31 protein-coding genes and 1 pseudogene are annotated in these 26727 nt (G+C 69.7%); 14 read left to right on the top strand and 18 right to left on the bottom strand.

The window, feature by feature from the left end; translation table 11 throughout:
• Positions 1 to 23: 23 nt before the first annotated feature.
• A complete protein-coding gene (locus tag B116_RS0103215) occupies positions 24 to 539 on the bottom strand; it encodes a MaoC family dehydratase (RefSeq protein WP_018721304.1) in 516 nt (171 codons plus the stop codon).
• A gap of 556 nt (positions 540 to 1095) precedes the next feature.
• On the opposite strand from B116_RS0103215, the gene trxA reads away from it, so the two are divergent.
• From trxA to B116_RS0103200, 3 genes are all read left to right on the top strand, one after another.
• Entirely contained in the window at positions 1096 to 1458 is a 363-nt protein-coding gene (gene trxA, locus B116_RS0103210) for a thioredoxin (protein WP_018721305.1), read from the top strand.
• A gap of 64 nt (positions 1459 to 1522) precedes the next feature.
• Positions 1523 to 2572 (top strand): Rv2578c family radical SAM protein, encoded by a 1050-nt coding sequence (locus tag B116_RS0103205; RefSeq protein ID WP_018721306.1) that lies wholly within the window; start codon positions 1523 to 1525, stop codon positions 2570 to 2572.
• A 133-nt stretch (positions 2573 to 2705) separates the two neighbouring features.
• A complete protein-coding gene (locus tag B116_RS0103200; RefSeq protein WP_027659192.1) occupies positions 2706 to 3113 on the top strand; it encodes a CoA-binding protein in 408 nt (135 codons plus the stop codon).
• Between the two features lie 8 nt (positions 3114 to 3121).
• Here B116_RS0103200 and B116_RS0103195 read toward each other — a convergent pair whose 3' ends face one another.
• On the bottom strand, positions 3122 to 4318 hold the full coding sequence (locus B116_RS0103195; RefSeq protein WP_018721308.1) for an acyl-CoA dehydrogenase family protein: 1197 nt from the start codon (positions 4316 to 4318) through the stop codon (positions 3122 to 3124).
• Positions 4319 to 4482: 164 nt separating this feature from the next.
• Here B116_RS0103195 and B116_RS0103190 point away from each other — a divergent pair, with 164 nt between their 5' ends.
• Entirely contained in the window at positions 4483 to 5004 is a 522-nt protein-coding gene (locus B116_RS0103190) for a DUF4190 domain-containing protein (protein WP_027659191.1), read from the top strand.
• 76 nt (positions 5005 to 5080) lie between these two features.
• On the opposite strand, the gene B116_RS0103185 is transcribed toward B116_RS0103190, so the two are convergent.
• On the bottom strand, positions 5081 to 5989 hold the full coding sequence (locus B116_RS0103185) for an SDR family NAD(P)-dependent oxidoreductase (protein WP_018721310.1): 909 nt from the start codon (positions 5987 to 5989) through the stop codon (positions 5081 to 5083).
• 122 nt (positions 5990 to 6111) lie between these two features.
• On the opposite strand from B116_RS0103185, the gene B116_RS0103180 reads away from it, so the two are divergent.
• Positions 6112 to 6618 carry a DUF4190 domain-containing protein gene (locus B116_RS0103180; RefSeq protein WP_027659190.1) on the top strand — a complete coding sequence of 169 codons (507 nt, stop codon included), beginning with the start codon at positions 6112 to 6114 and terminating at the stop codon, positions 6616 to 6618.
• Positions 6619 to 6676: 58 nt separating this feature from the next.
• On the opposite strand, the gene B116_RS0103175 is transcribed toward B116_RS0103180, so the two are convergent.
• Positions 6677 to 7633: an HpcH/HpaI aldolase/citrate lyase family protein gene (locus B116_RS0103175; RefSeq protein WP_018721312.1), complete on the bottom strand. Its 957-nt coding sequence runs from the start codon at positions 7631 to 7633 to the stop codon at positions 6677 to 6679.
• A gap of 152 nt (positions 7634 to 7785) precedes the next feature.
• Here B116_RS0103175 and B116_RS0103170 point away from each other — a divergent pair, with 152 nt between their 5' ends.
• Complete coding sequence (locus tag B116_RS0103170; protein WP_027659189.1) at positions 7786 to 8640, top strand: SDR family NAD(P)-dependent oxidoreductase; 855 nt, start codon at positions 7786 to 7788, stop codon at positions 8638 to 8640.
• On the opposite strand, the gene B116_RS0103165 is transcribed toward B116_RS0103170, so the two are convergent.
• Positions 8628 to 9539 (bottom strand): DMT family transporter, encoded by a 912-nt coding sequence (locus B116_RS0103165; RefSeq protein WP_020608249.1) that lies wholly within the window; start codon positions 9537 to 9539, stop codon positions 8628 to 8630. The two genes, B116_RS0103170 and B116_RS0103165, sit on opposite strands and share 13 nt — an antisense overlap.
• 98 nt (positions 9540 to 9637) lie before the next feature.
• Between B116_RS0103165 and B116_RS0103160 the strand changes: the two genes are divergently transcribed.
• On the top strand, positions 9638 to 10372 hold the full coding sequence (locus B116_RS0103160) for an HAD family hydrolase (protein ID WP_027659188.1): 735 nt from the start codon (positions 9638 to 9640) through the stop codon (positions 10370 to 10372).
• Between the two features lie 2 nt (positions 10373 to 10374).
• Here the strand turns inward: B116_RS0103160 and B116_RS0103155 are convergent, their stop codons facing one another.
• Together B116_RS0103155 and B116_RS0103150 are read right to left on the bottom strand one after the other, a co-directional pair.
• Positions 10375 to 10884 (bottom strand): hypothetical protein, encoded by a 510-nt coding sequence (locus tag B116_RS0103155; RefSeq protein WP_027659187.1) that lies wholly within the window; start codon positions 10882 to 10884, stop codon positions 10375 to 10377.
• A 100-nt stretch (positions 10885 to 10984) separates the two neighbouring features.
• The gene (locus tag B116_RS0103150) at positions 10985 to 11854 is read right to left on the bottom strand and encodes a PhzF family phenazine biosynthesis protein (protein ID WP_027659186.1); all 870 of its coding nucleotides are present in this window, start codon (positions 11852 to 11854) and stop codon (positions 10985 to 10987) included.
• A 33-nt stretch (positions 11855 to 11887) separates the two neighbouring features.
• On the opposite strand from B116_RS0103150, the gene B116_RS0103145 reads away from it, so the two are divergent.
• The 3 genes from B116_RS0103145 (at position 11888) to B116_RS0103135 (ending at position 15006) form a co-directional block, all read left to right on the top strand.
• Positions 11888 to 13174 (top strand): magnesium transporter MgtE N-terminal domain-containing protein, encoded by a 1287-nt coding sequence (locus tag B116_RS0103145; RefSeq protein ID WP_027659185.1) that lies wholly within the window; start codon positions 11888 to 11890, stop codon positions 13172 to 13174.
• The gene (locus B116_RS0103140) at positions 13167 to 13772 is read left to right on the top strand and encodes a DUF1003 domain-containing protein (RefSeq protein ID WP_020608250.1); all 606 of its coding nucleotides are present in this window, start codon (positions 13167 to 13169) and stop codon (positions 13770 to 13772) included. Before B116_RS0103145 ends, B116_RS0103140 begins: the two co-directional genes overlap by 8 nt.
• Positions 13773 to 13857: 85 nt before the next feature.
• Complete coding sequence (locus tag B116_RS0103135) at positions 13858 to 15006, top strand: Mrp/NBP35 family ATP-binding protein (protein WP_018721320.1); 1149 nt, start codon at positions 13858 to 13860, stop codon at positions 15004 to 15006.
• 50 nt (positions 15007 to 15056) lie between these two features.
• On the opposite strand, the pseudogene B116_RS26175 reads toward B116_RS0103135, so the two are convergent.
• The 3 genes and pseudogenes from B116_RS26175 to B116_RS0103120 form a co-directional block, all read right to left on the bottom strand.
• Positions 15057 to 15191, bottom strand: a pseudogene (locus tag B116_RS26175) (tyrosine-protein phosphatase); the annotation flags it as partial.
• Between the two features lie 226 nt (positions 15192 to 15417).
• Positions 15418 to 15834: a Sec-independent protein translocase family protein gene (locus B116_RS0103125; RefSeq protein ID WP_018721322.1), complete on the bottom strand. Its 417-nt coding sequence runs from the start codon at positions 15832 to 15834 to the stop codon at positions 15418 to 15420.
• A gap of 72 nt (positions 15835 to 15906) precedes the next feature.
• Entirely contained in the window at positions 15907 to 17190 is a 1284-nt protein-coding gene (locus B116_RS0103120; protein WP_082312680.1) for a S1C family serine protease, read from the bottom strand.
• Between the two features lie 330 nt (positions 17191 to 17520).
• Here B116_RS0103120 and B116_RS0103110 point away from each other — a divergent pair, with 330 nt between their 5' ends.
• Complete coding sequence (locus tag B116_RS0103110; protein WP_027659182.1) at positions 17521 to 18108, top strand: O-methyltransferase; 588 nt, start codon at positions 17521 to 17523, stop codon at positions 18106 to 18108.
• A 102-nt stretch (positions 18109 to 18210) separates the two neighbouring features.
• Here B116_RS0103110 and B116_RS0103105 read toward each other — a convergent pair whose 3' ends face one another.
• Positions 18211 to 19677, bottom strand: a complete 1467-nt coding sequence (locus tag B116_RS0103105; protein WP_027659181.1) for a leucyl aminopeptidase family protein — start codon at positions 19675 to 19677, stop codon at positions 18211 to 18213.
• A 246-nt stretch (positions 19678 to 19923) separates the two neighbouring features.
• On the bottom strand, positions 19924 to 20091 hold the full coding sequence (locus B116_RS26170) for a DUF3117 domain-containing protein (RefSeq protein WP_018721326.1): 168 nt from the start codon (positions 20089 to 20091) through the stop codon (positions 19924 to 19926).
• Positions 20092 to 20281: 190 nt separating this feature from the next.
• On the opposite strand from B116_RS26170, the gene B116_RS0103095 reads away from it, so the two are divergent.
• Both B116_RS0103095 and B116_RS0103090 read left to right on the top strand, forming a co-directional pair.
• Positions 20282 to 21100 (top strand): PaaX family transcriptional regulator, encoded by an 819-nt coding sequence (locus tag B116_RS0103095; protein ID WP_018721327.1) that lies wholly within the window; start codon positions 20282 to 20284, stop codon positions 21098 to 21100.
• Positions 21101 to 21104: 4 nt separating this feature from the next.
• Positions 21105 to 21896, top strand: coding sequence for an enoyl-CoA hydratase-related protein (locus tag B116_RS0103090; RefSeq protein ID WP_018721328.1), 792 nt, complete (start codon positions 21105 to 21107; stop codon positions 21894 to 21896).
• 28 nt (positions 21897 to 21924) lie between these two features.
• Here B116_RS0103090 and B116_RS0103085 read toward each other — a convergent pair whose 3' ends face one another.
• The 4 genes from B116_RS0103085 to B116_RS0103070 all read right to left on the bottom strand — a co-directional run bounded on the left by B116_RS0103085 (position 21925) and on the right by B116_RS0103070 (position 24365).
• Entirely contained in the window at positions 21925 to 22536 is a 612-nt protein-coding gene (locus B116_RS0103085) for a hypothetical protein (protein WP_018721329.1), read from the bottom strand.
• Positions 22533 to 23132, bottom strand: a complete 600-nt coding sequence (locus B116_RS0103080) for a DNA-3-methyladenine glycosylase I (RefSeq protein ID WP_026321537.1) — start codon at positions 23130 to 23132, stop codon at positions 22533 to 22535. The genes B116_RS0103085 and B116_RS0103080 overlap by 4 nt, the downstream gene beginning before the upstream one ends.
• 79 nt (positions 23133 to 23211) lie before the next feature.
• Positions 23212 to 23733, bottom strand: a complete 522-nt coding sequence (locus tag B116_RS0103075; protein ID WP_027659180.1) for an SRPBCC family protein — start codon at positions 23731 to 23733, stop codon at positions 23212 to 23214.
• Positions 23730 to 24365: a DivIVA domain-containing protein gene (locus B116_RS0103070; protein ID WP_018721332.1), complete on the bottom strand. Its 636-nt coding sequence runs from the start codon at positions 24363 to 24365 to the stop codon at positions 23730 to 23732. Before B116_RS0103070 ends, B116_RS0103075 begins: the two co-directional genes overlap by 4 nt.
• Before the next feature lie 153 nt (positions 24366 to 24518).
• Here B116_RS0103070 and folP point away from each other — a divergent pair, with 153 nt between their 5' ends.
• Positions 24519 to 25388 (top strand): dihydropteroate synthase, encoded by an 870-nt coding sequence (gene folP, locus B116_RS0103065; protein ID WP_027659179.1) that lies wholly within the window; start codon positions 24519 to 24521, stop codon positions 25386 to 25388.
• 72 nt (positions 25389 to 25460) lie between these two features.
• Here folP and ndhC read toward each other — a convergent pair whose 3' ends face one another.
• Together ndhC and B116_RS0103055 are read right to left on the bottom strand one after the other, a co-directional pair.
• Positions 25461 to 25838: an NADH-quinone oxidoreductase subunit A gene (ndhC, locus tag B116_RS0103060; protein ID WP_018721334.1), complete on the bottom strand. Its 378-nt coding sequence runs from the start codon at positions 25836 to 25838 to the stop codon at positions 25461 to 25463.
• A 106-nt stretch (positions 25839 to 25944) separates the two neighbouring features.
• Positions 25945 to 26589 (bottom strand): C39 family peptidase, encoded by a 645-nt coding sequence (locus tag B116_RS0103055; protein ID WP_027659178.1) that lies wholly within the window; start codon positions 26587 to 26589, stop codon positions 25945 to 25947.
• Positions 26590 to 26727: the final 138 nt, after the last annotated feature.

Raw genomic sequence — 26727 nt, 5'->3', positions numbered from 1 at the left:
TGAACCGCCGGCGTGACAACGCGTCAGCGTGGCGTGGGGAAACTCGGCCGCTCCAGATCCACCCCGTCGGCGGCCGCGGCCTCGGCGTACACCTTCTTCGGCACCATGACCTTGCGCCGGAACACACACACCAGCGTGCCGTCCTGGTTGTAACCCCGGGTCTCGACAGCGACCACGCCGCGGTCCGGCTTCGAGGAGGACTCCCGCTTGTCCAGGACCGTGGTCTCGCCATAGATCGTGTCGCCGTGGAATGTCGGGGCGACGTGGCGCAGGGATTCGATCTCCAGGTTCGCGATCGCCTTGCCGCTGACATCGGGCACCGACATGCCGAGCAGCAGGGAGTAGACGTAGTTGCCGACCACGACGTTGCGCTTGAACTGGCTTGCGGTTTCGGCGTAGTGCGCGTCCAGGTGGAGCGGGTGGTGGTTCATCGTGAGCAGGCAGAAGAGATGGTCGTCGTACTCCGTGACCGTCTTGCCCGGCCAGTGCCGGTAGACCGCGTCAACCTCGAAATCCTCGTAGTAGCGGCCGAACTGCATCCTGATCCCCCTTCGACGGGCGGTGATGAGTTCGGCACAGCATGCCTTACCGATGGTAAAGGTGAACCAGGGGACGACGGTGGTCGAGAAAAGTCACACCAGTGCCACTTGAGGCCGGACGCAATGAGCGGCGGGGCCCTCCCCGGCACCCGCCGCCCACGCTCTGATGCGACAGATTCTGCCGTACGACGACACAGTCGAACAGAGACGGGGATCACAGTTGTCTTTTTGTTACATAACTCTGCGTAACCCATACCCACCCTGCAAGTGATCACGGTAAATCCAATAGCTCCATGTCAAGGCTCAAGTAACCGACATGCGGGCGGAGAGTTGCCCTGGCCCGGTGAGAGCGCTCCCATCACCAGCGGTAACGCAAATGCGACATGCACTTGCGTATTGCAGCACCCAATCGACAAACGACGAGCATCGATGAGTTCGACCCCCGCCGTAACCGAACCAGCTACGGCGACGTTTCGGCCATCGGAACCCGGGAATTCCACGCGGCACGCCTCGGTTCGACCAGAGGTAGCTGTTCCACGCGATCGGAGAGATTGAGATGGCAACCGTTGAGCTGACCACGGCGAACTTCGACGAGTTGACCGGCGGCGACGGAATCGTGCTGGTTGACTTCTGGGCCGATTGGTGCGGCCCCTGCAAGCGGTTCGCCCCGGTGTACGAGCGCTCCTCGGAGAAGCACCCAGACATCGTCTTCGGCAAGGTCGACACCGAGGCACAGCAGGAGCTGGGCGCAAAGTTCGACATCCGCTCCATCCCAACGATCATGGCGATCCGCGACGGGGTCATCGTCTTCGCTCAGCCCGGCGCGCTACCCGAGTCGGCCCTCGAGAACCTGATCGAGCAGGTCGAGGCGCTGGACATGGACGACGTCCGCAAGAAGCTCGCCGAGCACCCGCACTGACCTGCCCGGACCTCCGCGCCCACAGCGCTTGCCACCTGTTCGTACCTGTGTTCGAATACCAGCCATGCGCTGGGAAAACCTCGCCGCCGATCCGAGCACGATCGGCCTCGACGGGTCAGCGCCAGCGACACCACCCCTGCCGCTGGCGCTCACCGGCGCCACCGCCCGCAGCTTCCCCACGCCCGACTTCGCCGGGATGACCTTCTATGAAATCCAGGCAAAGTCGATCATCAACCGAGTCCCCAGCGCCTCCCGGGTCCCCTTCGAGTGGACCATCAACCCGTATCGGGGCTGCAGCCACGCTTGCGTGTACTGCTTCGCCCGCAACACGCACACCTACCTCGGCCTCGACGCCGGCGCCGACTTCGATCGAAGAGTGATCGTCAAGACCAATGCTGGTGAGCTGCTCCGCCGGGAGTTGGCGGCACCCAGCTGGCGAGGCGCGCAGATCGCGATGGGCACCAACGTGGACTGCTACCAGCGAGCCGAGGGGCGCTACCGACTCCTACCGGAGATCATCAGCGCTCTGCGGGATTTCGCCAACCCCTTCTCGATCCTCACCAAGGGCACCCTCATCCTGCGCGACCTTCCCTTGCTCCGCCAGGCCGCCCAGGTGACCCGGGTCAGCCTGGCCTGCTCGTTGGGCTTCGTGGACGAACGGCTCTGGCGGGCGGTCGAGCCGGGCACGCCGAGCCCAGGTCGTCGGCTGCACGTGGTCCGCCAACTCACCGAGGCCGGCTTCGCCGTCGAGGTGCTGATGGCACCGATCCTGCCCGGCCTCAGCGACAACGACGAATCCATCGAGGCGACCGTGGCGGCGATCGCCGCCGCCGGTGCGACCGGCGTGACCCCGATCGCACTACACCTACGCGCCGGGGCCCGGGACTGGTATGCCCGCTGGCTCGGACGCACCTTTCCGCACCTCGTCCCCCGCTACCGCGAGCTGTACGGGGCAGGCGCGTACTCCCCGCAGTCGTACCAGCGGGAGCTGACCGCCCGGGTCCGGATCGCGGCACGCCGGCACGGCCTACACCCAGGCGCTTCCCGGGACGCCCCCCGGCCCTCCGAACGGCCACCCGAACGGCCACCCGCCGAGCAGCTCAGCCTGCTCTAGCCGTCCCTACCGAACCCCCCCTGGGATCCCGTCCCCTACCGAACCCCCTCGGCGCGGACGTTGCCGGCGGCACCCCGCTGGCTCACCCGCGCTCCTAGCGGCCCGCCACGACCAGCGGCGTTAGAGTCGATGGATGCGCACGCCCCAGCAGATCCTCGCCGACGCCGCCGTCATCGCCGTGGTCGGCGCGTCCCGTGATCTGCGAAAGCCCGCGCACACCGTGCCGCTACAACTTCAACAGCACGGATGGCGAATCATCCCGGTCAACCCGGCCGTGGACGAGTTGTTCGGCGAGCGCGCATACCCGTCCCTCGCCGACCTCCCGCACCCGGTCGACCTGGTGGACATCTTCCGCCCGGCCGACGATGCGGTGGAGGTTGTCCGCGCGGCGGTCGCGATCGGCGCACCGGCGGTATGGCTGCAACTCGGGATCGTCTCCCCCACGGCTCGGCGGATCGCCGCCGACGCTGGCATCGACTACGTCGAGGACCGTTGCCTCGCCATCGAACGCGCCGCGGCCGGCCTGAGCCGCCGAGCCTGACCAGGACGTCAGAGCCGGTACTCCTTGAGCAGACCACGGGAGATGATGGTCTTCTGGATCTCCGAAGTGCCCTCACCGATGAGCAGGAACGGGGCCTCCCGCATCAGGCGCTCGATCTCGTACTCCTTGGAGTAGCCGTAGCCACCGTGGATACGGAACGCCTCCTGGACCACCTCCGCGCAGTACTCGGAGGCGAGTAGCTTGGCCATGCCGGCCTCGACATCGTTACGCTGACCGGCGTCCTTGAGCCGGGCGGCGTTGACCATCAACGCATGCGCGGCCTCGATCTTCGTTCCCATCTCGGCCAGCTTGAACGCGATGGCCTGGTGTTGGGCGAGCGGCTGACCGAAGGTACGGCGCTGCTGCGCGTACGCGGCGGCCAGCTCGAAGGCGCGGATCGAGATGCCACAGGCCCGGGCCGCCACGTTTACCCGGCCCACCTCGATTCCGTCCATCATCTGGTAGAAGCCGCGACCGACCTGTTCCGCTCCGCCGAGCACCGCGGACTCGGGGACGGTCACGCCGTCGAGAATCATCTCGGTGGTCTCGACCCCTTTGTAGCCCATCTTGTCGATCTTTCCCGGGATGGTGAGGCCCGGAGCGGTCTCCCCAAAGCCCGGCTCCTTCTCCAGCAAGAAGGTGCTCATGTTCCCGTACACCGAATCGGCACCGGTGTCGGTCTTGACCAAGGTGGCGACCACCGATGCGTACGCCCCGTTGGTCAGCCACATCTTCTGGCCGTTGAGGACGAAATCCGCACCGTCCCGGACCGCCCGCGAGGTGATCGCCGAGACGTCGGAGCCACACTCCGGCTCGGACATCGAAAACGCTCCGCGCACCTCGCCGGTCGCCATCTTCGGCAGCAGCCGAGCCCGCTGGTCAACCGAGCCGTGCTGAGAGATCAGGTACGCCACGATGAAGTGGGTGTTCACGATCCCGGAGATCGACATCCAACCACGGGACAGCTCCTCGACCACCAGCGCGTAGGTCAGCAGAGACTCTCCCAGGCCGCCGTACTCCTCGCCGATGGTCAGGCCAAACAGCCCCATCTCGCGCATCCCGTCCAGGATGTCGGCCGGGTACTCGTCGGCGCGCTCCAGCCGCTGCGCGTGCGGGATGATCTCCTTGTTCGCGAACTCCCGGACGGTTTCCAGAATCGACTGTTGCACGTCCGTCAGGCCGGGTGTTTGGGCGAGTCGAGCCATATCCGCCTCCGGGTCGATCCACTACTCGGGAGTAACCAAATGCCCGGCCAGTATCGGCGGCGCGGGCGTTGCCGCCAAGATGACCAGTCCCCCCAACCGCTGTGAAAAGTTTCACCGGCCGGGGTAGCGTCCGGCCATAGGGACCTCGGCAGGAGGAGAAGATCGTGAGCCAGCCACCGTCGTCCGGTCCACCGGATCCCGACCGGCCCGCGTCTCCCTGGGAACAGCCCACCGCCGGCCCGGAGCCACCTCCCTCGCACCGAGCCGGCCCAGACCAGCCGCCGGAGCACGATGCCGCACAGAGCAGCCAGCCCCAGTGGGGGCAGCAGCAGTGGGAACAGCAACAACAATGGGAACAACAGCAACACCAGTGGGGGCAGCAGCAGCCCCAGTGGGGGCAGCAGCAACAGTGGGAGCAACAGCACCATCTCTACGGCCCGCCGAAGAGCTCTGCGACGAACGTCCTCGCCGTCCTCTCCCTGGTTTTCGCCTTCGTATTCCCACCCGCGGGCATCGTCCTCGGCCACCTGGCCCGCCGGCAGCTGCGCACCAGCGGCGAGTCCGGCGGCCAACTCGCCACCGTGGGCCTGATCCTCAGCTACATCTTCACCGCGTTCGGCCTGTTGGCCTGCTGCGGATGGACGGTCCTGGCCGCCATCGGCGGCAACGACAACGGCACGTACTAAGTCGGAACGCCGACGGGCCCCGGGGGCGTGGGCCCGGCCGCCGAGGGGCAGTCCCGCCCACCCGAGTGTCGCAAGGTCAGCGGAACTGCGCCTCGCGCACACTGTTGCCGCCGTCCACCACCAGCATCTGGCCGGTGATGTAGGAGGCAGCCGGCGAGCAGAGAAAGGCGACGGACGCCGCCACCTCGTCCGGCGTGCCCGGCCGGCCGACCGGCGTACCGAGTCCTTGTTTGAGCTCGGCCATCGTTGACGCGGCGGTGTGAATGGTCCCCGGCGCTACCGCGTTGACGGTCACCCCGTCCGCAATCATCTCCATCGCCAACGCCCGGGTCAGCCCGACGACGCCAGCCTTGGCCGCCGCGTAGGCGGCCTCAGTTGGCAAGGCGTTGACCGGGCCAGCGGTCGCCGCCAAGCTCACGATCCGGCCCCAACCCCGCTCGGCCATCCCGCCGATGAACGCCCGGCTACACAGGAAGGCTGTGGTGAGGTTGCGATCGATCTCACCGCGCCACTCCTCGTAGCTGAGCTGGGCAACCGGCCGCAATACCTCCGGGCTCGCCCGGCTCGCCAAGCCGGCGTTGTTGACCAACACCTCCACGTCACCGAGCTGCTCGGTGACCGCATCCGCCAACGCACCGACCTCCGACTCGTCGGTCAGGTCAGCCACAAATCCGGTGACCCCCAGCTCGGCCGCCCGCTCGTGGATGCGGCGAGTGGTGGAGACGATGGCGACGCGCGCGCCCAGGTCGGCGAGGCGACGCGCGGTCGCGTACCCGATTCCGTCCGGGCTGCCGGCTCCGGTCACCAACGCCACCCTTCCGTCGAGCCGCATGGTGACCGGCTCCGGCAGGGGTACACGCTCGTCCTGCCCGCCCGGACCGTCCGGCCCGTCGGGGCCACCACCCGTCGCCCGGCTACGGCGGGCCGCGCCGCGACGACTCGCGTCTCGTCTCGGTCGGCTGCCGGCTCTCGCGTCAATCACCATGTCAGAATCCTGCCTGTTTGCCCCGGGCCGAGCAATGCGGCGCGGTGGCGGTTTCCCCGAGTTTCATTCGGCTGATTACCCTGACGGCTCACCAGTACCTTGATGGAGAGCAGAACACGACCATGACCTACCCCCCGTCCTCTGGCGACTGGCAGGACCCCACTCGACCCCTCGCCGGGTTGCCGGACGACAGTCAGCAACACGTCATTCCGGGGCAGCAGTCCACTCCTGTCGCCCCGGCAAGCGGCCAACCCGCCCCCGGCCAACCTGCCGGGAGCGCCCAATACCCCCCGACCGGCCCGTACCCGGGCGCCTACCCGGCGGGCGGCTACCCACAGCCGATGTACCCGGGCTACGGCTACCCGCAGCCGAAGACGAACGGTCTGGCCATCGCCGCCCTGGTGTTGTCGCTGGTCGGGCTCATGTCCTGCATCACCGCGCCGGTCGGGGCAATCCTCGGCCACGTCGCGCAGAAGCAAATCCGGGAAACCGGCGAGAGCGGTGCCGGTATGGCGAAGGCCGCGATCATCGTCGGCTGGATCCTGACCGGCCTGGGAGTTCTCTTCGCCGTCTTGTACGTGGTGGTGATCGTCCTTATCGCCACTGCCGGAACCGCAAGCACTGTCTGAGCCCACCCAGCCGCAGCGGGCCGCCCCGGGAGAACCCAGGCCGCCGGGGGCCGGCCTGCTACTGGGCCGGCGGGGTGAAGGAGGAGGCACGAACCATCCCGGCTGCTCGGCCCTTCGCCGCGATCACCAGGGCCATCTTGCGCGACGCCTCGTCAATCATCTCGTCGCCGAGCATCACGGCACCGAGCTTCCCCCCGGCCTCCGAGGTGTAGTGCTGGTAGGCGTCGAGGATCAGCTCGGCGTGGTCGTAGTCGTCCTGGGCCGGCGAGTAGACCTCGTTTGCGGCCTCCAGCTGGCCCGGGTGCAGCACCCATTTCCCGTCGAAGCCGAGCGCGGCGGACCGCTTAGCCACATCGCGGAACCCGTCAACGTCCCGGATCTGTAGGAACGGGCCATCGATCGCCTGCTTGTCATGCATCCGAGCGGCCATCAGGATGCGCATCAGAATGTAGTGGTAGGGATCGCCCGGGTAGTCCGGAATCAACGCCCCGACCGCCAGCGACTTCATGTTGATCGATGCCATGAAGTCGGCGGGGCCGAAAATGATGGTCTCCACCCGGGGCGACGCCGCAGCGATCGCATCAACGTTCACCAGGCCGGCCGCGTTCTCGATCTGCGCCTCGATACCGATCCGCCCGACCTGGAGACCGAGGGTCTTCTCCACCTGGGTGAGGGTGAGATCCAGCCACTGCACCTGGCCGGCGTCCTGCACCTTCGGCAGCATGATGCAGTCCAGGTTGGCGCCGGCGCCCTCGACGACATCGATAACGTCCCGGTAGGTCCATGGAGTGGTCAGGTCGTTTACCCGGACCACCCGGGTCTTGCCGGTCCAGTCGCCCTCGTTGAGGGCGGCGACGATGTTCTTCCGCGCGTCTGGCTTCGCGAGCGGGGCGACCGCGTCCTCCAGATCGAGGAAGACCTGATCGGCGGGGAGGCCCTGCGCCTTCCCCAACATCTTGACGCTGGAACCCGGTACTGCGAGGCAGGACCGACGGGGGCGACCGACTGCGGTCATGTAAGCGCTCCTTCCAGCGTCCGGCGACAGGCCGGCGCCACCTCAACCAGCAGACGTATGTGGACTTAGCGATCCAAACAGACGGCTTAACGATGCTCAAAGTACGTGGGACGTCACGGTAACCTCGTGCCGTGACTGGGGTGAACGGACCTGTGGAAGATCTCACTGGGCGTCGGCTGACAGTGGTGACCGGAGCCAGCTCCGGCATCGGCCTCGCCGCCGCCATTGACCTGGCCTGCCGGGGCGACCAGGTGGTACTCGTCGGGCGCGATGCGGCCCGCCTCCACGTCGCCGCCGAGCAGGTCCGGGACGCTGCTGGCGAACTGCCGGAGGTGTTCCGCGCGGACTTCGCCGTCCTCGACGATGTCCGTGCCCTGGCAGAACGGCTGCGCGCCGCATACGACCGGATCGACGTGTTAGCCAACAACGCTGGGACGATCGCGCTCACGCCGACCACCACCGTTGACGGCTACGAGCTATCGATTCAGACCAACCATCTCGCGCCGTTCCTGTTGACCAATCTCCTGCGGGATCGGCTCGGCCGGGTCGTGGTGACCGCGTCCGCCGCCCACCGCAGCGGGTCGCTCAACCCGAACGATCTCAACCAGCCGCTGCGCCGGTACCGCGCGATGAGCGCCTACGGCACCAGCAAACAGGCGAACATCCTGTTCACCACGGAGGCAGCCCGACGCTGGCCGGACCTGCCGACGTACTGCTTCCACCCGGGCGTGGTGCGGACCCGATTCGGCGGTGACAGCCGGCTGATCACCTTCGCCATGCGCCTGTTGCCGGCCCGCAGCGCGGAAAAGGGGGCCGAGACCCTGGTCTGGCTCGCCAAACAGGCTCCGGAACGGCTCCACAGCGGCGGGTACTACCAGGATCTTCGGCTCCGCCAACCAGTCCGGAAAGCAACTGATCCGCAGTTGGCTGCTCAACTCTGGGCAGCCAGCGCAACGGCGGTCGGCATCGACGGGAGCCCGGACTCCGGGACAGGTCAGGCGCGATAGCTCCGCGCGCTGCTATGGATCACCACCGCGACACCCGCCAGAAGCAACACCAGGCCCGGCAGCGCTAACGGCTGCGGCAATTGGCCCAGCCAGACCCAGCCGATCAGCGCTGCACCGGGCGCCTCCAACAAGATCAGCATACTGACCGTGGTGGCCGAGACCCGACGCAGCGCGTAGGTGAACATCGAATGACCAAGCAGCTGGGCACCGGCCACCAGGGCCAGCACCGCGAGCCAGGTATGGGTGTCGAAGCCGGACAACTGCACCCCACCGACCCAGCAGACCACGAGCAGGATCAGGGCGCAGACGCCGTAACAGACGGTGGTGTACGTGGTGGTGCTGACCGTTCGACGAGCCTGCTCCCCCAGCGCCGTGTAGACCGCGCCGAACATTCCGCCGAGGATCGCGAGCAGGTCACCGAGGAACGCCGGCCCGGAGAGCGCGAAGTCGGCCCCGGTGGCTAGTGCCGCGCCGGCGACCGCCACCCCGACGCCGACCCACACCGCCCTCGGCAGTCGCCGCCCCTGGGCCTGCGCGATCAGCCCCTGCCAGACGGGTTGGGTGGCGACCAGCGCAGTAGCCGCCGCCACCGTGGTGAGCTTGGCGCTCGGCATCCAGGTGGCGAAGTGCGCGGCGAGCGCGACACCAGAGAAGACGCAGTACCGGCCGGCCCGTCGTCCAGCCGGAGCAACCAACGCCCGCAGCTCCGCCCGTCGAAGGAGCAGAGTGGCCGGACCGAGCGCCACGGTCGAGAGCAGATTGCGCCAAAAGGCGACCGCCAGGGCCGGTGCCGCGGCGAAGGCCACCAGCGGCGCGGAGGACGACACGGCGAGCACGGCTACGGCGAGCGCGCCGACGGTCAGCGGCTCCGGTGGCAATCGGGACGGCAGGGCAGGCACAAAGAGCAATAGTCACACGTATCCGAAGCCGGCTCGATCAGCCTTCGATTACGATCGTCCGCGACTCACCGCCGACCCTTCACCGCCGAAAGGCCCCGATGCCCAGGTTCCAGGCGGTGCTCTTCGACTTCTTTGGCACACTGACCTGCGCCATACGGCGCGGCAACGCCCACCGTACGACGGCTGAGCTGCTCGGCTGCCCGCCGGAGGTGTTCGTCAACGTCCTCAACCGCACCTACTACCAGCGCGCTACCGGCGCCCTGGGCGCCGCCGAGGCGACCCTGCGCTGGGTCTGTGCGCAGGCCGGGGTTCAGCCCTCAACCGAGGCGCTCCGGTCGGCGGTGATCGCCCGGTTCCACGCCATCCGCGCGGACACCCGCCTTCGTGCCGATGCGGTAGCAACCCTCGCCGCCCTGCGCCAGCGCGGGCTCCGGATCGGGTTGGTCAGTGACTGCACCCACGAACTGCCCGCGTTCCTGCCGCAGCTACCGATCTATCCGTTCCTCGACGTCCGAGTCCTCTCGGTCCAAGTCGGCCGCTGCAAGCCTGACCCGGAGCTGTACCGGGCCGCCTGCCGACACCTGGGACTACCGCCCGCCGCCTGCCTGTACGTCGGGGACGGGGGTAGTCAGGAATTGACCGGGGCGGAGCGGGCCGGGCTACGCGCGGTACGCCTGGCGGCCCCGGACCTCGCCGACCATCTGACCTTCAACCCCGACACCGGCTGGACCGGGCCGGAACTGGCCTCCCTGTCCGCCGTGGTCGACCTGATCGACGCCGGATCGCCGGGGGCCGCTCCGCAGCACCAGGCGGTCGAAGTCGTCGCCGGCTGAGATCAGCGCCGTCGGACGCGGTGCAGCCGGAACGGCTTGCGGGTAGTCCGAACCACCGCCGCCGGGCGGGGCGGCTGGGCCAGCGAAGCGGTGGGAAGTGCCGAGCCGGCCAGCGGATCGCCGGCGGGAACGAGGCGGTTGAGCGCGCAACCGGCCGCCGCCCAGCGGGCCACAAGGTCGGCAGCCGAACCCGGTGCATTCAACCGCTTAGCCGCTACCAGTGGCGCGCTGGTCTCCCAGTCTTCGGTACCGGGCAGCAATCGGGTCACTTCCGCGGGCCAGGTGACGATCCGGCCGCCGTGATCACCCCGCAGCGTGACCTCCGCCCGCCTCGCGTCGGCGAGCCCGGGGGCAGACTGCTCCCCTGGCCCGCTGACCACGAGGAGCGCGCCCGCTTGGGGCACACACCAGATCGCGGACGCCGGGCCGTCAGCGACACCGACCCAGGCGATGGCCGCCTTCTTTAGCGCCTCGTCAACCAGCAGGTTGCTGCGTCGTACCGCGTCACTCACCCCCGCATCCTCCCGCACCCACCGCAGGTCCGCACCCACGGTCGGGGGTTGACGCAGATTCGCATTGCCACCGCGGCAGCCAAGACAACGCCCGCGCCGCTCAACCGACGAACGGCGGGATCACAATCTCGCCTCGGGCCACCGGTGCCACCCGACCGGCGACGGTAGCGCCGAGGGCGGCCCCGTCGGCCGCGGTGACCGTGCAGGCCAACGAGGATGGCCGGTTGATCTCGCTGCCCTGGCGGACGGCGTAACCGGTTCGGCCCGCACCAGGTAGCAACCCACTGGCCACCAACCACACCCCCAGCCCCAGGGCGGCCGACCCGGTCGCCGGGTCCTCCGGCACACCCAGCCCGGGGACGAAGACCCGGGTGTGCGCGGTCCGCGACTCGGCATCCCAGGAGAAGACCGCGACGTCTTCTATTCCGTACCGCTGCGCTGCCCCCGGATTCAGCTGGGCGCGTGGTACCGCATGCGGATGCACCGACAGGTACGGAAACTCCAGGCCGCAGCCGGCCACCCGGGGCGCCGGCCCCGCCCGGTCAACCCCGGTGAGGCCAACCACCTCCAGCAGCGGCCCCGGATCCAGTTCGGGGCCGAGCGTCGGCGTACCGCCGGTCAGCGTCGCGCCGGTCGCGGTCACCTCGATCGGCAGCACACCGGCACCGCACTCCTGCCGCACCGAACTGGCGGCGAAGAGACCCCGCCGGCTGGCGGCGACCGCCGCGCCGACACTCGGGTGACCGGCGAACGGCAACTCGTCAACCGGGGTGAAGATTCGTACCCGATAGGTGGCGTCGGCCCGGGTGGGTGGGAGCACGAAGACCGTCTCGGAGAGGTTGAACTCCAGTGCGAGCGCCTGCATCTGCTCCGTGGCCAACCCGTGGGCGCCGAACACCACCGCCAGGGGGTTACCGGCGAAGGGGCGATCGGTGAAGACGTCCACGATCTCGTAATCCAGGGTCGACATGCTGATAGACAGTAGGCGCTTAGGCTGGTCTGCGTGAGCACGCCGACCCGGGTCTACATCGCCCGGCTCGCCGGAGTCGCCGTCTACGACCCCAACGGCGACCAGGTGGGCCGGGTCCGCGACGCGGTAGCTCGGCTGCGGGCCACAAAGCACCCGCCGGAGGTGGTCGGCCTGGTCGCCGAGATGCCGATGCGGCGGCGGATCTTCCTCTCGATCAACCGGATCACCTCGATCGACTCGGACGCTGTGGTTCTCGGCACCGGCACCCTCAACCTGCGCCGTTTCGAGAAGCGCCCGAACGAGTTGCTCGTCCTCCAGGAACTACTCGACCGCCGGGTGCAGATCCACCCGGACGGGTTGGCCGGGGTCGTGGTGGATATCGCCATGGAGGCGACCCGCGACGAGTGGACGTTGGCCCGGGTCGCCGTCCGCGAGCACACCGGTCGACTCACCCGCCGCGGTAACCTGCGCCAGATCGAGTGGGACCGGGTCCGCGGGTTGAGCGGGATCGCCAACAACCGGGGGACCGCCAACCTGCTGGCGGTCCTAGATGAGATGCGCCCCGCGGACCTGGCGAACGCCCTGCAGGACCTGCCCGACGAACGGCGCAACGAAATCGCTACCGCCTTCGACGACGAACGGCTGGCCAACGTACTCAGCGAATTGCCGGAGCACGACCAGGTGGAGGTCCTGGCCGCACTGGACCGAGAGCGGGCCGCGGACGTGCTGGAGCAGATGGACCCGGACGACGCCGCCGACCTGCTCGGCGCGTTGCCGCCACCGGAGCAGGATGTCCTGCTCGATCTGATGGAGCCGGAGGAGGCCGATCCCGTACGCCAGCTCCTCAAGTACATGCCGGGCACGGCCGGCTCGGTGATGACCTCCGAGCCGGTGATTCTGCCCCCGGACGCCACGGTCGCCGAGGCACTGGCCCGAATCCGCGAACCCCAGCTCTCCCCCGCGGTGGCCGCCCAGGTCTTCGTCACCCGGGCGCCGATGACCACACCGACCGGCCGCTACCTCGGAATCGTGCACTTCCAACGGCTGCTGCGGGAACCGCCGGCCGACCTGTTGGGTGGGGTGGTGGTCAACGACATCGACCCGTTGCGGCCGGTTACTCCGCTACCTGAGATCACCCGCCGGATGGCCACCTACGACCTGGTCGCCATGCCGGTGATCGACCGCAGTAGCCGCCTGGTGGGCGCGGTCACAGTGGACGACGTGCTGGACCATCTGCTGCCGCGGGACTGGCGGGACCGAGACGCGCGGCCGCCCGCCCCGATCGTCACCGGCGAGTCGTCGGACGGTGCGGATGGTTGAGCGGCGGCGGCCGGAGCGGTTGGACCAGCCACGCGAGGTCCGCCGCGTCCAGCTGCCCCGGTTCGACCCGGAGGCCTTCGGCCGGTGGTCGGAGGCGATCGCCCGGAGAATGGGCACCGCCCACTTCATCGTCTACATGACGGTGGTGATCGCCACCTGGTTCATCTGGAACACGCTCGCCCCCGCGCATCTTCGGTTCGACCCGTACACCTTCACGTTCCTGACTCTGATGTTGTCGTTGCAGGCAAGCTACGCAGCGCCGCTGATCCTGCTCGCCCAGAACCGCCAGGCGGACCGGGACCGGCTGGCGCTGGAGGAGGACCGACGTCGGGCGACCGCTCAGAAGGCCGACACCGAGTACCTGGCCCGGGAGATCGCCGCGCTCCGCAACGCGATGGGCGAGGTCGCCACCCGCGACTTCCTCCGCTCCGAGCTGGCCCGGCTCGCCGAGGAGCTGGACGACGCCGCCCAACGCCGGTTACACCGGCAACACCGGGCTCCGGGGTGGCCGGTTGACGGGGACGGGCTCGACGAACCCCGGGATGAGGTGGAGACCGACTCGGCCGGGGACGGCCGCACCGGCGCCGGGAACCGGTGACCGCCGACCCCGGTCCGTGATCGATTCGCTCACACCACTGCCGCCCAGAACGGCGCCACGTCGTCCCCGACGTAGCATTGCCGTCATGTCTGCACCCGCCAATACCGTCTCCGACGCGATTCAGGCCGCCCTGGCCACTGTCAACGACCCGGAGATCCGCCGTCCCATCACGGAATTGGGCATGGTCCGCTCCGCGGAGATCGGCGACGACGGCGTGGTTCAGGTTGAGCTGCTACTCACCGTCGCCGGCTGCCCACTGAAAGAGAAGCTGCGCTCGGACATCACGGACGCCGTGGGCGCGGTGCCGGGGGTGACGGGGGTGGAGATCGAATTCGGCGTGATGAGCCCCGAGCAGCGCAAGGAACTCCAGACCAAACTCCGCGGCGGCGGCACCGACCAGGAGCCGGTGATTCCGTTCGCCCAGCCCGGCTCCCGCACTCGGGTGTACGCGGTGGCCAGCGGCAAGGGCGGCGTCGGCAAGTCCAGCGTGACGGTCAACCTGGCGGCGGCGCTGGCCGCCCGGGGACTCTCCGTCGGGGTGGTTGACGCCGACATCTACGGCCACTCGGTGCCGCGGATGCTCGGGACCGAGGGGCGGCCCACCCGCGTCGAAGACATGATCATGCCGCCCGAGTCGCACGGCGTGAAGGTCATCTCGATCGGGATGTTCACTCCCGGCAACGCCGCCGTGGTGTGGCGCGGCCCGATGCTGCACCGGGCGCTACAGCAGTTCCTCGCCGACGTGTACTGGGGCGACCTGGACGTGCTCCTGCTCGACCTGCCCCCGGGCACCGGAGACGTGGCAATCTCGCTGGCCCAGCTGCTGCCCAACGCCGAGATCCTGGTGGTCACCACGCCGCAGACCGCCGCCGCCGAGGTGGCGGAGCGGGCCGGCGCGATCGCGTTGCAGACCCACCAGCGGGTGGTCGGTGTCATCGAGAACATGTCGTGGCTGGAGCTGCCGGACGGCACCCGGATGGAGGTCTTCGGGGCCGGCGGCGGCCAAACGGTCGCCGACTCGTTGACGAAGGCCATCGGTGCGCAGGTGCCGCTGCTCGGTCAGATCCCGCTCGACACCCGAGTCCGCGAGGCCGGCGACGAGGGCAACCCGGTCGTGCTCGCCGAGCCGGCCTCCCCCGCCGCCGCGGCGCTGGGCCAGGTCGCCGACCGGCTCGCGGTACGACGTGAGTCGCTGCTCGGCAAACCGCTGGGCCTCAAGCCGGCCGGCAGCTAGCTCAACCTGGTCGAGCCCTACTCCCCCAGATCTCTTGCTGGGCCCGCCGGTCAGCCGATCAGGCGGGCACGTAGGTTGCTGATCTCGGCTGCGGTCAGGCCATTCTCGAGGAGGTAGCCGGGCATCGTCAGGACGGCGACTGTGGAGCTCAGCGATGCCTCGACGGTGGTGTTCCGAGTCGCCAGGAAGAGCTCCCTGCCCCGCGCCGCCGTTGGGTCATCGCCGGCGGCACTGACGGGCGGCGTCGATCCGCAGTCGATGCTAGTCATGCCACGGCACCATAGTTCGGCCTTGCAACCAGGCCCTGCCGAGGCGTCCGTCAGGTCGTAGCTGGTCACGCCGTCACTCAGCCGGGCCGTCGTGCTGGTTGCGCCTTCAGTCAGGTCGCGTCGTCATGGCTGGTCGCGCCAGTCAGGTCGCGTCGTCGTAGCTGATCCGAGGAGTGGGCGCGGGCGAGGCACCGCCGGTTGTCGGGGCTGGGCGGCTGGCCGGGTCAACGGCGGTGGCGACGTCCTTCAGCTCCTCGTGCACGCTGGTGACATCGGCCCGCAGGTTGTCATAAACCCCCTGCAACGGCTTCCGAATCGCCGCCTCATCCTCCTCGCTGAGCAGGTGCTTGCGAACGAACGCCTTCGGGTGCAGGTCCTGGAGCTGGATGTCGGTGCCCAGTTCCCGACTCAGGTCAGTGGTGGCGTTGGTCGCCATCCGGCGCAGGTTACGCACCATCCGCAGACCGTCACTGATGACCGAGGGCAGCCGGTCACCGAAGATCAACAGCGCCAGGAGCAGCAGCGCACCGAGCTCCCACACGTTCAGGTTGTCGAACACCGCACGATCCTCCCTTCGGCTTCAGCGCAAGCCTACGCACGTCACAGGCTAACTCGGCAGGGGCCCGGCGGCTCACTTCAGATCCGCGACCAGGGTCACCGAGGCATTCCGCCGCGACGTGCCACGCCGGTACTCCACCACCACCACGGATCCGGGTGCGAACTTACGGACCAGGGCGATCAGGTCGGTCGGCTCCTTCGTCGGCCGCCCGTTGAGCGCGACGATCACATCATTCGCCCGCAGCCCGGCGCTGGCCGCCGGACCGGAGGGCTCCACCGAGACCAACCGGACCCCCACCCCGGCACCCACACCCCGGCCGCCCACCTGGGCGCCGATCACCGTACGACGGGCCTTGCCGGTGCTGATGATGTCCTGGGTGATCCGCTTGGCCTGGTTGATCGGAATCGCGAACGCGAGCCCGATGTTGCCGGCCTCCTGCCCCTCGGCGACCAGCGACTTGATCGTGGAGTTGACCCCGATCACCCGTCCGGCACCGTCCACCAGGGGGCCACCGGAGTTGCCGTGGTTGACCGCCGCGTCGGTCTGAATCGCCGCGTAGTAGCGGGTGGGGCCGCCCGGCTCGCCCGCCTGCATCGTCCGGTCGAGGGCGCTGATGATGCCGGCGGTGACCGTGTTGGCCAGGGAGAGCGGCGACCCGATGGCCAACACCGGATCGCCGACCGCGAGCGCTTCCGAGTCACCGAACGCCACCGGGCGGAGCCCCTCCTTCGTGACTTTGATGACCGCGATGTCCGACTCCGGATCCTGGCCGACAAGGGTGGCCGGGGCGGAGCTCCCGTCATTGAAGATCACCGTGGCTGGCCCGGTCGCACCCGCCACCACATGGTCGTTGGTAATCACATAGCCGTCGGTGGTGGCGATGAAGCCGGAACCCTCACTCATCCCGTCGGGACCCGCCACCCGAACCGTGACCACGCTCGGCAGCACCCGCTCAGCCACCCCGGCGAGCGACTCCGGCTGGCGCTGGGCTAGCTCCGGCGGCTGGATCGGAGCGCCACCGAGGACCGGGGCGGTACCGCCCCGGATCGCGAACGCGTAGCCGAGCGCACCCCCCAGCGCACCGGCGAGCAGGGCCGCAACCAACGGAATGATCAGCAGGTGCCACAGTGTGGGGCGGGCCGACGAGTCCGGGTCGGTAACCGGCTCCGGCTCGGTGCCGGGAACCGGCGCGGCGGGCACGACCACCGCTGCCGGTGCCATCGGGTCCCGCCACGGGTCGGCCAACGCGTCGGACCACCAGGGCGAACCCGGTCCACCGGACGGAGGAGAGGCCGACGACGAGCCCGCCGCTGCGGCACCCGTCCCGGGCTGGCGCCAGTCCCAGCCATCGGTCACGTCGCTGCCTCCCACTCGTCCCGGGCCCATCCGCGCCAACCACGCTCGACCCGTCGCACTCGTTCGGGCACCGCCTCCAGGATTGCACGGAAGCCAGGGGTGGAGTCACGGTTGCCCACCGTGATCGTCAATGCCGGGACGCGCGGCTGCGCCCCGTGCACATCGCCTCTAGGCTCACAGTGCCCCACTCACCCCTGAAGGGCGTGTTCCGATCATGCTGCCGCAGCACCCGGAGCCCGCTCCGACCCGAACGCCGTCCGGAGGTGCCCCATCGCCACGGTCGCCAATTCCGGCTCTTCGACCCAGGCGCTACAGCTCGCCGAGTCGTACGTGACCGAGGATCTCGTACTGCGCACCGCCCGCGCGCTCGCCCACGAGGTCGGCCTCGATGCGGTAACCCCCGGTGCGGGTGCGGCCCTGCGGCTGCTGGCCGCGGCGGGGAACGCCCGCGCGGTAGTGGAGATCGGCACCGGTACCGGCGTCAGCGGTGTCTGGCTGCTGCGCGGGATGCGCCCGGACGGGGTGCTGACCACGATCGACGGTGAGGTCGAGCATCAGCGCATTGCCCGCCGGATCTTCACCGAGGCCGGTTTCCCGGCTGGCCGGAGCCGGATCATTACCGGTCGCGCGCTGGACGTGCTGCCACGCCTCGCCGACGGCGCGTACGACCTGGTGTTCGCTGACACCGAGGCAACTGGCTTCGCCGCCTGTGTGGAGGCCGCCCACCGGCTGCTCCGACCGGGTGGAGTGCTCGCCCTCAACGGCGCCCTGGCCGACGGCCGGATCGCCGACCCTACCGCCCGGGACGTGGAGACGGTGACCACCCGGGAGACGATCAAGGCAATCCGGGAGTCCGAGTACTGGATCCCCGCCCTGCTCCCAGTCGGCCACGGGCTACTCACCGCGGTGCGCTGCTAGGCGACCGGACACCGGCTGTCTGCTGGAGCTCCAGCGGACAGCCGGAGCTCCAGCGGAGAGCGGGGCCGGGCCGGCGCAACCGCCCGGGCGGGCGGACCCGCGTCAGCCGAGCGTGTCCAGCCAACGCAGGAGCGAACGGACGCCCCAACCGGTGGCGCCCGGAGTCAACTCCGCGTCCGCCCCTTCCGACCAGGACGGCGCCGACATGTCGACATGCACCCACCGGTCCCGCAGGTCGCCGAGGAACTCGCGCAGGTAGAGTGCCGCCACCACCGACCCGGCTCCCTGGGTTGGCGCGCTGTACAGGTCGGCGAGTTCGCTGCTGAGGTAGTCGACATAGTCGGTCGGCAGCGGCATCCGCCACGCCGCTTCACCGGCTGCGTTGACCGCCGCCAACAGATCCCCGGCGAGGCGGTCGTTCTCGCTGTACAGGGCGCCGGTGCGCTTGCCCAGCGCCACCGCGTTCGCACCGGTCAACGTGGCCAGATCGATGACCAGGTCAGGCTGGTGTTCCCGTACGGCGTAGGCGAGCGCATCGGCGAGGACCAGCCGGCCCTCGGCGTCGGAGTTGGTGGTCTCGCTGGTCACGCCCCCGTAGTGGCGGATGATGTCGCCCGGCCGGAACGCGGCGCCGCTGACCATGTTCTCGGCGAGCGGGGCGAGGGTGGTGACCCGGACCGGCAGCCGCTGCCGGGCCGCCCCCAACGTGGCTGCCACCACCGCCGCCGCGCCGGCCATGTCCTTGCGCATGAGCTTCATGCCGGCCGGGGGTTTGATCGAGATCCCCCCGGTGTCGAAGGTGATCCCCTTGCCGACCAGCACGACATGCATCCGCGCCCCGGCCGGGTGCCAGTCCAGCTCGACCAGTCGGGGACCGTTGGCGGAGCCGGAGCCCACCGCGACGATCCCGCCGAAGCCCTCGGCGGCCAGCTCCTCCGGTTCCCGGACCCGCAGGTGCAGGTCGGGGACGTCGGCCGCGGCGTCGGCCACCTGCCCGGCGAACCATTCCGGGTGCTTAACCGACGAGGGCATGTTCACCAGGTCGCGGGCGAGTCGGGTCATCTCCGCGGTGGTGCGGGCGCCCGCGACCACGTCGGCGTATTCCGCTGGATCCGACGCCACCAGGTCAACCGCGGCCAGGGCGGGGGCGGCCTCGTCGGCGCCGAGCCGGAACCGGTACGACGCCAGGAGCAGCCCTTCCACCAGCCCCCGTACGGCCGCTGGGGTGGCAGCCGCCGGTAGCGGGAGCGTGACGTGCTCCGCACTGGCCGCCGCGCGCGCGAGGGCGGCCCCGGCGGTCCGCCAGGCCGCCTCGTCCCCGGCCCCGATGCCGAACGGGAACAGGCGGACCGGTACCCGTCCGGGTCGGATCTGGTCCCAGGTCTGGCCGGCATCGCCGCTCAGCCGCGCGACCGGCAGCAGCCCGGCGAGTTCGTCGGCGACCCCATCGGGCAGGGCCGCCGCGACGGACACCAGCTGAGCTGACGGTTCCGCCTCGGCAGCGGGTCGGACGGGCAGGGCCAGGACATCGAGCCGCTCAGGCTCGGCGAGTAGACGGATGGCGAGCACGCGACGCCGTACCTTCCAGGAGAAGTGAAGCCCGCGGAGCTACCTCCGCAGGTCAGGAGAAGATCCATTAACCGACTGCCGGGGCAGCGCGGTGGGGTCGGCGACGACCGGCGGTGGCCGCCCGGAGTCCCGGGCAGCCACCGCCTCGCCGTCCCGCTTCAGCAACGCCTACGACCACCGGCGCGGGAAACGCCGGTGGATCAGGAGGCGGATGGACCGCCCACGCGAGGCGCAGACGGTCCGTACTCAGCCGGCAGCCGCCCTCAGCGCCTCACCGAGCGCGTTGGCCTCGTCCGGAGTCATCTCGACGACGAGCCGGCCACCGCCCTCCAGTGGGACTCGCATGACGATGCCACGGCCCTCCTTGGTGACTTCCAGCGGACCGTCGCCCGTCCGCGGCTTCATCGCCGCCATGTTGTCTCCCCTCAGACCTGAACCAGGGTCGGTGGGTTGCCCCACAGCCACTTCGCCACGACCACCCGCAACCTTCACCGGGGTGTCGACCAACGATTTTCCCTGATGAACACCGCCGGACCCAAACCGAGGCGGTATTGATGTAACAGAACCTAGCTTATCCCGAGAAGGCCTGTCACAATGTGCGGTCATGCAGGCACGGTCGGCACTCTTCGACCTATACGGCGACCACCTCCGGCCCCGAGGTGGCCGGGCGCAGGTCGCTGCGCTGGTCAAGCTGCTGGCACCACTGGGCATCGCACCGCCAGCGGTACGCACGGCGGTCTCCCGGATGGTGCGTCAGGGCTGGCTCGAACCCCTCCGGATGGCCACCGGACCCGGCTACGCGATCACCCCGAAAGCCGCTCGCCGGTTGGACGAGGCGGCCACGCGGATCTACCGCACCGGCAAAACTGGCTGGGACGGGCGCTTCGACCTGCTTGTCGTGTCGGCACCAACCACCCGCCGGGAACGCCAGCGCCTCGCCGCGAACCTGAGCTTCCTCGGCTACGGCACACTCGACGAGTGCACGTGGGTGGCCACCCGACCGGGTGAGGACGTTGACTTGCTCCTCGACGAAGCGGGGGTGCACTACGAGCGGTTCACCGCAGCGCACGTCGCCGGCACGCCGGGCGCGATGGGCGTTGTCCGCCGCGCCTGGGACCTGGCCGAGATCGGCCGGGCATATGAGCAGTTCGTCGCCGAACAGCGGGCGCTACTCGGCGGGGTCACCGTACGCAGTCCGGACGAGGAGGCGTACGCCGCCCGGTTCCGGCTCGTACACGCGTGGCGCACCTTCCTGTTCCGGGACCCGCAGCTGCCGCCGGCGCTGCTCCCGGAGCGCTGGCCGGGCACCGCCGCGGGCAGCTTCTTCGACCGTCACGCGGCCCGGCTACGGCCGGCCGCCGACCGCTACGTCGAGACATGCCTCGACGCCGGTAACCGCATAACTGGACAGAAAGGTCATTGACACCGTGACCGAGCCACTCCTCATCGACCGCACCGACGCCGTCGTCACCCTCACCCTGAACCGGCCCACGGCCATGAACGCGCTCGACTCGGGGCTGAAGGAGGCATTCCGGGACGCCCTGGCCGAGCTGGAGAGCGACCGAAGCTGCCGGGCGGTGGTGCTGGCCGGGTCGGGCGGTTCGTTCAGCGCCGGTCAGGACCTGCGCGAGCACGTACAGACGCTGGAGTCCGGCGAGGGTAACCCACTGGACACCGTGGGAACGCACTACAACCCGATCGCTGCCCGGCTGGCGGGCCTGGCCAAACCCGTCGTCGCCGCCGTGGGCGGCATGGCCGCCGGGGCGGGTGCCTCACTGGCCTTCCTCGCCGACATCCGGGTCGGCGGACCCTCCACCAGCTTCCTGATGGCGTTCGCCAAGGTTGGGCTCGCCGCCGACACCGGCGCCTCCTGGACGCTGCCCCGGCTCGTCGGCCACGCCAAGGCCGTCGAGCTGCTGATGCTCGCCGAGCCGGTACGGGCGACGGAGGCCCACCAGCTCGGCCTGCTCAACCGGCTGGTCGCGACCGACGAGGAGGTGCTGCCGGCGGCACAGGAGTTGGCCGCCCGGTTGGCGGCTGGCCCAACCATCGCGTACGGGGCGATCAAACGGCAGCTCTCCATCGCGGACGCGGGCACTCTCGCCGACGCCTTGGCCGCCGAGGCACAGGCTCAGTCGATCTGTGGCGCCACCACCGACCACCGGTCAGCCACCATGGCTTTCGTCGCCAAACAGAAGCCGGTCTTCGAGGGCCGCTGACGGCGCCGGGGGCGAAGTCTGCCCCCGGTCAGTCATCCTCCTCCGGGTCCTGGTTGGCCTCCTCGCCGAGGACGAACGTCTGCATGGCCAGCTCGTTGCCGGACGGCCAGACGAATGCGGGTAGCTCGCGGGGGCCCAACTCCTGCACGTAGGCCCAGAACTCCCGGACCGCCTCCGCCGCTGACACGGCCTCAATCGGCAGGTTGAGACTGACCATCCAGGGCTGTCGGGGCGGGGGCGGGCCGAGCTGGTCGGCCAGCGCCTGGAACGCCGTCGGGTCCAGCGGTGTGACCGGCCCGTCAACCGCTAGGCCATCGGCCGACACCGGAGTGTCGAAAGACCGTCGGGTATACGTGATCACCAGCCGCGGCTCGACCCGCTCCACGGGCGGGCCTTCCGGACGCAGGTCGCCGATGTCGGTGACCCGACCCAGTGCGACCAGCCTGGACGGCGCATCTACCAGCACCGCGACCTGGTCTCCCAGGCGCGGCTGTGTTCCCTCGGCACTGTTCAGCTCGAACGTGTCATGGTGCACGAGCCGCTCCGCCTCGTACCGCCCCGGCGGCAGCAGCACGGCCCAGGCGTCCGCGCCGTCGGTGCGGGGCTCCTGGTCGGCCCGGTCCACGGTGTCGGTCGTCATGTACTCCATCCCATCACGTCGGCATCGATCGCCGGCACATGGCAACCGGCGAGGTGGTCGTCAACCATGCCGGTGGCCTGCATCAACGCGTACGCAGTGGTCGGGCCGACAAACCGGAAACCCCGCTTCTTCAACGCCTTCGCCATCGTGGTGGACTCGGCGGTCAGCGCCGGCACCTGCGCGAAAGAGGCCGGCCGGGCCTGCCGCGGTGGCGGCGCGAACGACCAGAGCAGGGCGGAGAGACCGACCGGAAGCTCCAGCGCGACCCGCGCGTTGGATATCGCCGCCTCGATCTTGGCCCGGTTACGGACGATGCCGGCGTCATTGAGTAGCCGGGTAACGTCCGCCGCCGAGAAGGCTGCTACCGACTCGATCCGGAACCCATCGAACGCCTCCCGAAACGCGGCTCGCTTCCGCAGGATGGTCAGCCACGACAGCCCGGACTGGAACGCCTCCAGCGTCATCCGCTCATAGAGGGCGTCGTCGCCGCGCAGCGGGCGACCCCACTCGGTGTCGTGGTAAACGGCGTAGTCGGGTGTGCCCGCCCCCCAGGCGCAGCGGGGCGATCCATCGACACCAATCACAAGATCAGTCACGCATCAACGCTACGACACCGCACCGACACCCCAGCCACGCAGATCAGGGGAGGCGGCCCTGCTCCACCCGCCGCCCAGATCAGGGGAGGCGCCCCTGCTCCACCCGCCGCCCGAACCGCCGGAGGGCCTGCGTGAGGCCGACCTTCGAGCCGGGCCACAAGAAGGGCCACACCACCCGTCCAGCCGCCCCGCCCGGAAGCTGGAACCACTCGTGCCAGACGACCTGGGTCCGCGCTCCGGCAAGCGGGGTGCATCGCAGCACGCCGGGGCCGCGCAGCAGCTTCCCGCAGTGGATCACACGCACCTCGTACGGTGCGTCCACCCGGACCACCCGCATCTCGTCGCGGAGTGTGGCCGGTCCGATCGCGGTGACCGCCTCGACCAGGCTGCCCTCGCCGCCGTCCCCCTCGATCACCCGGACCTGGGTGAAGGGAATCCACTCTCCCTGTCGTTCCCAGGAGACAAGCGCCGCGAAGACCTGCTCGGCCGACGCGTCAACGATCACCGCCGCGGTGACCTCGGCGGCCCCTGGCCGCGCCACCTCGGGTAGGCCAGCGCCGTCGGCGGTGGCCCACTTCTCGGCGTCGTCCCCCGCGGTCACACCGACTCCGACCGGGCTGTCGAGTCCGCTACGCCCGCTGACCGAGCATCCTCCGCCGACTCACCCACGACCTCACCGCCGGAACGAGCCTCGGCGTCTGATCGGGTCTCGTCAACCGACCGAGCTTCGGATTCTGACCGGACCTCACCGCCGGACCGGACCTCGCCCCCGGAGCGGGCCTCATCCGCCGACTCGCCAGCGGCCTCGCCGGTCTGCGGTTGGGCCCGCTGCGCTGCGCCACTGGGTGGATCAACGGCGGCCCCGGAGTGCGCTCCGGCCGCCTGCTCGCGGGCGCGTAAGAGTGCTTCAGCGTCGGCGTTGCGCCCCTCACGCAACGCGGTTACCTCTGCCTCCAACACCCCGATCAGCTCCGTCTTGTAGCCGATGTCGTACGCCGCCCGGCGCATCGCCTGGTCGACCTGAGCCATCCGGTACCCACGCAGCGCGGTGTCGAACCGCACCTGGCCGATATCGGACTCCCGCAGCGGGCGGGTGCTGGGCAGCGGCACCGCCGTCCCGTCCGGCTCGGCTGGCACAAGACCCGAATCCCGACCGGTGACCAACACCGCCACGCCGAAGACCACCGCCGCGACGGTGAGCGCCACGACCAGCAGGAGCAGAACCTGACCCATGCACCAGATCGTGGCACGTCACCCGGGGCGGGGCGACCCCACCACCCCAGATACCCGGTGAGCAGGCGAATCGACCGCCGGTCCGGCCAGCTCGGCGGGCACCGACTAGCGTCGGGACGGCCGGGAGGTCCGGCGACACCCTCGGGAGGCGGGATGGCGGACGCACTGCGGCTCGGCCGACGAACCTTCGGCCCCGGTGAGCTCGGAGTCATGGCGATCATCAACCGCACCCCGGACTCGTTCTTTGACCGGGGCGCGACCTTCGGGCAGGAGAGCGCACTACGCGCGGTGGAGCGCGCGGTTGCCGAGGGCGCGGACATCATCGACATCGGCGGGGTCAAGGCTGGCCCTGGCGCCGAGGTCGACGTGGCCGAGGAGATCCGCCGGACCGTGGCCACCATCGCCGCGGTCCGCGCTGCCTTCCCCGACGTGGTCATCTCGATCGACACCTGGCGTGCTGAGGTAGCCGTGGCGGCGGTGGCCGCTGGCGCGGACCTGCTGAATGACACCTGGTCCGGCACCGATCCAGCGCTGGCTCAGGTCGCGGCGGAGACCGGCGCCGGGCTGCTCTGCTCACATGCGGGCGGGCTTGCACCGCGTACCCGGCCACACCGGGTCGCCTACGACGACGTACTGGCAGACGTGGTGGCGACCGTAACCGGCCTCGCCGAGCGGGCGGTGTCGCTGGGGGTACGGCCCGACGGCATTCTGATCGACCCGGCCCACGACTTCGGTAAGAACACTTACCACTCCTTGGAGCTCACCCGCCGCCTCGACGAGCTCGCCGGGACCGGCTGGCCGCTGCTGGTTGCCCTGTCGAACAAGGACTTCATCGGCGAGACCCTGGACCTACCGGCCGTCGAGCGACTGGAGGGCACCCTCGCCGCCACCGCCATCTCCGCCTGGCTGGGCGCCCGGGTGTTCCGGGCGCACCAGGTGCAGGCGACCCGCCGGGTCCTGGACATGGTGGCCACCATCCGCGGAGACCGCCCGCCCGCGTCCACCCGGCGCGGTCTGGCGTAACGCACCACCTGCGTCCACCCGGCGCGGCCTCACGGAGCGCACCGCCACCACCCGGAAGCCGCTGCCGAGCGGTCAGGTCCAGCGCAGAATGTTCTTCCGCCAGGCGTAGAGGATGCCCAGCGCCAGCACCGCCACGAAGATCGCCATCTCCACGACGGTGACCAGCCCGTAGCCACGCCGGTTGAAGATCACAGCCCAGGGAAAGAGAAAGACCGCCTCGACCGCAAACAACACGTACAGGTAGGCGTACACGTAGTAACGAATCTGGGCTTGCGCCCAATCACCGCCCACCGGGTCTAGCCCGCACTCGTAGGTAGCGCGCTTACCCGGCGGCTCGGCAGGGCGGGCCGGGCGCAGGATCCGGTTGGCCGAGAAGGCCGTTACGAAGAAGAGCAGACTGGCGAGGAGCAGGAGCCCGAGCATCGCGTATGAGCCCAGGTAACCGGTCACGGTGGCTCAGACTACCGGTCCAACCCCGGGCCCGCACCCATCCGGCCTCGGCGGACAACGACGAGGGCCGGCCCCTTGGTGGGGGCCGGCCCTGGTCTGGTGGTGGTCAGCTGGTGGAGTAGCCGCGGGTGGCGATCCAGTCCGCGAGGGCTTCGGTGGTGATCCAGTACTCGGCGGTGTTCGGGTTCGCCGAGTCGGCGATCTTCACTTCGTTGCCGGCGTCGCGGTAGCCGTTGACGGTGATGTAGTGGCCGCCGGCGAAGGAGTGGCTCTCGCCGTTGGTGTCGGTGGCGGTGCCGGCGATGTTGGCTACGACGGCGCGGCCGTCGTCGACGGTGCGGATGATGTCTTCGCGCAGGGTGTCGGTCTGCTTGTCGTCGGCTGCGGGGGTGGAGATCTCGACGCTGCGGTACACGTCGCTGCCGGTTTCGGTGTTCAGCACTGGGGTGATGTCGTTGATGGAGTCGGTGCCGGATTCGGTGGTGCCCATCCGCTTGGCCATCGTGTCCATGTCGATTTCCTTGTCCTGTACGGACAGGGCGTTGCGGGCGGCGGCGGGGCCGCAGTAGTAGAAGTTCGGCTGGGCCTCGTAGTCGACCGGGAGTACGCGGGTGCCGTCGCGCTCGCTCTGCGCGGTGGGCTGCGCGGTGGGGGCGGCGAAGGCGGCGCTGGCGGGGGCGGCGATGGCGCCGCCGGTGGCGATCAGGCCAGCAGCGGTCAGGGCGGTCTTGCGNAGGATGTCGGTACGCATGATGATCGAAGCCTTCCGCTCGGGGGTGCCACGGACGCAAAGAGGGGGGTGCGCCGGTGGGTCGCAAGGGGTGGTTCGAGAAGAGATCGAACAAAGGGGGGGTCTCGCCCGGAGGGGGTGCTACTCGGGCGGCCCGGG

This window comes from Salinispora fenicalii (assembly GCF_000514815.1).
In the GTDB taxonomy this organism is placed as follows: Bacteria; Actinomycetota; Actinomycetes; order Mycobacteriales; family Micromonosporaceae; genus Micromonospora; species Micromonospora fenicalii.
Note: the sequence above shows the minus strand (reverse complement) of the source record. Positions and strands in the feature narration are given on the sequence as shown.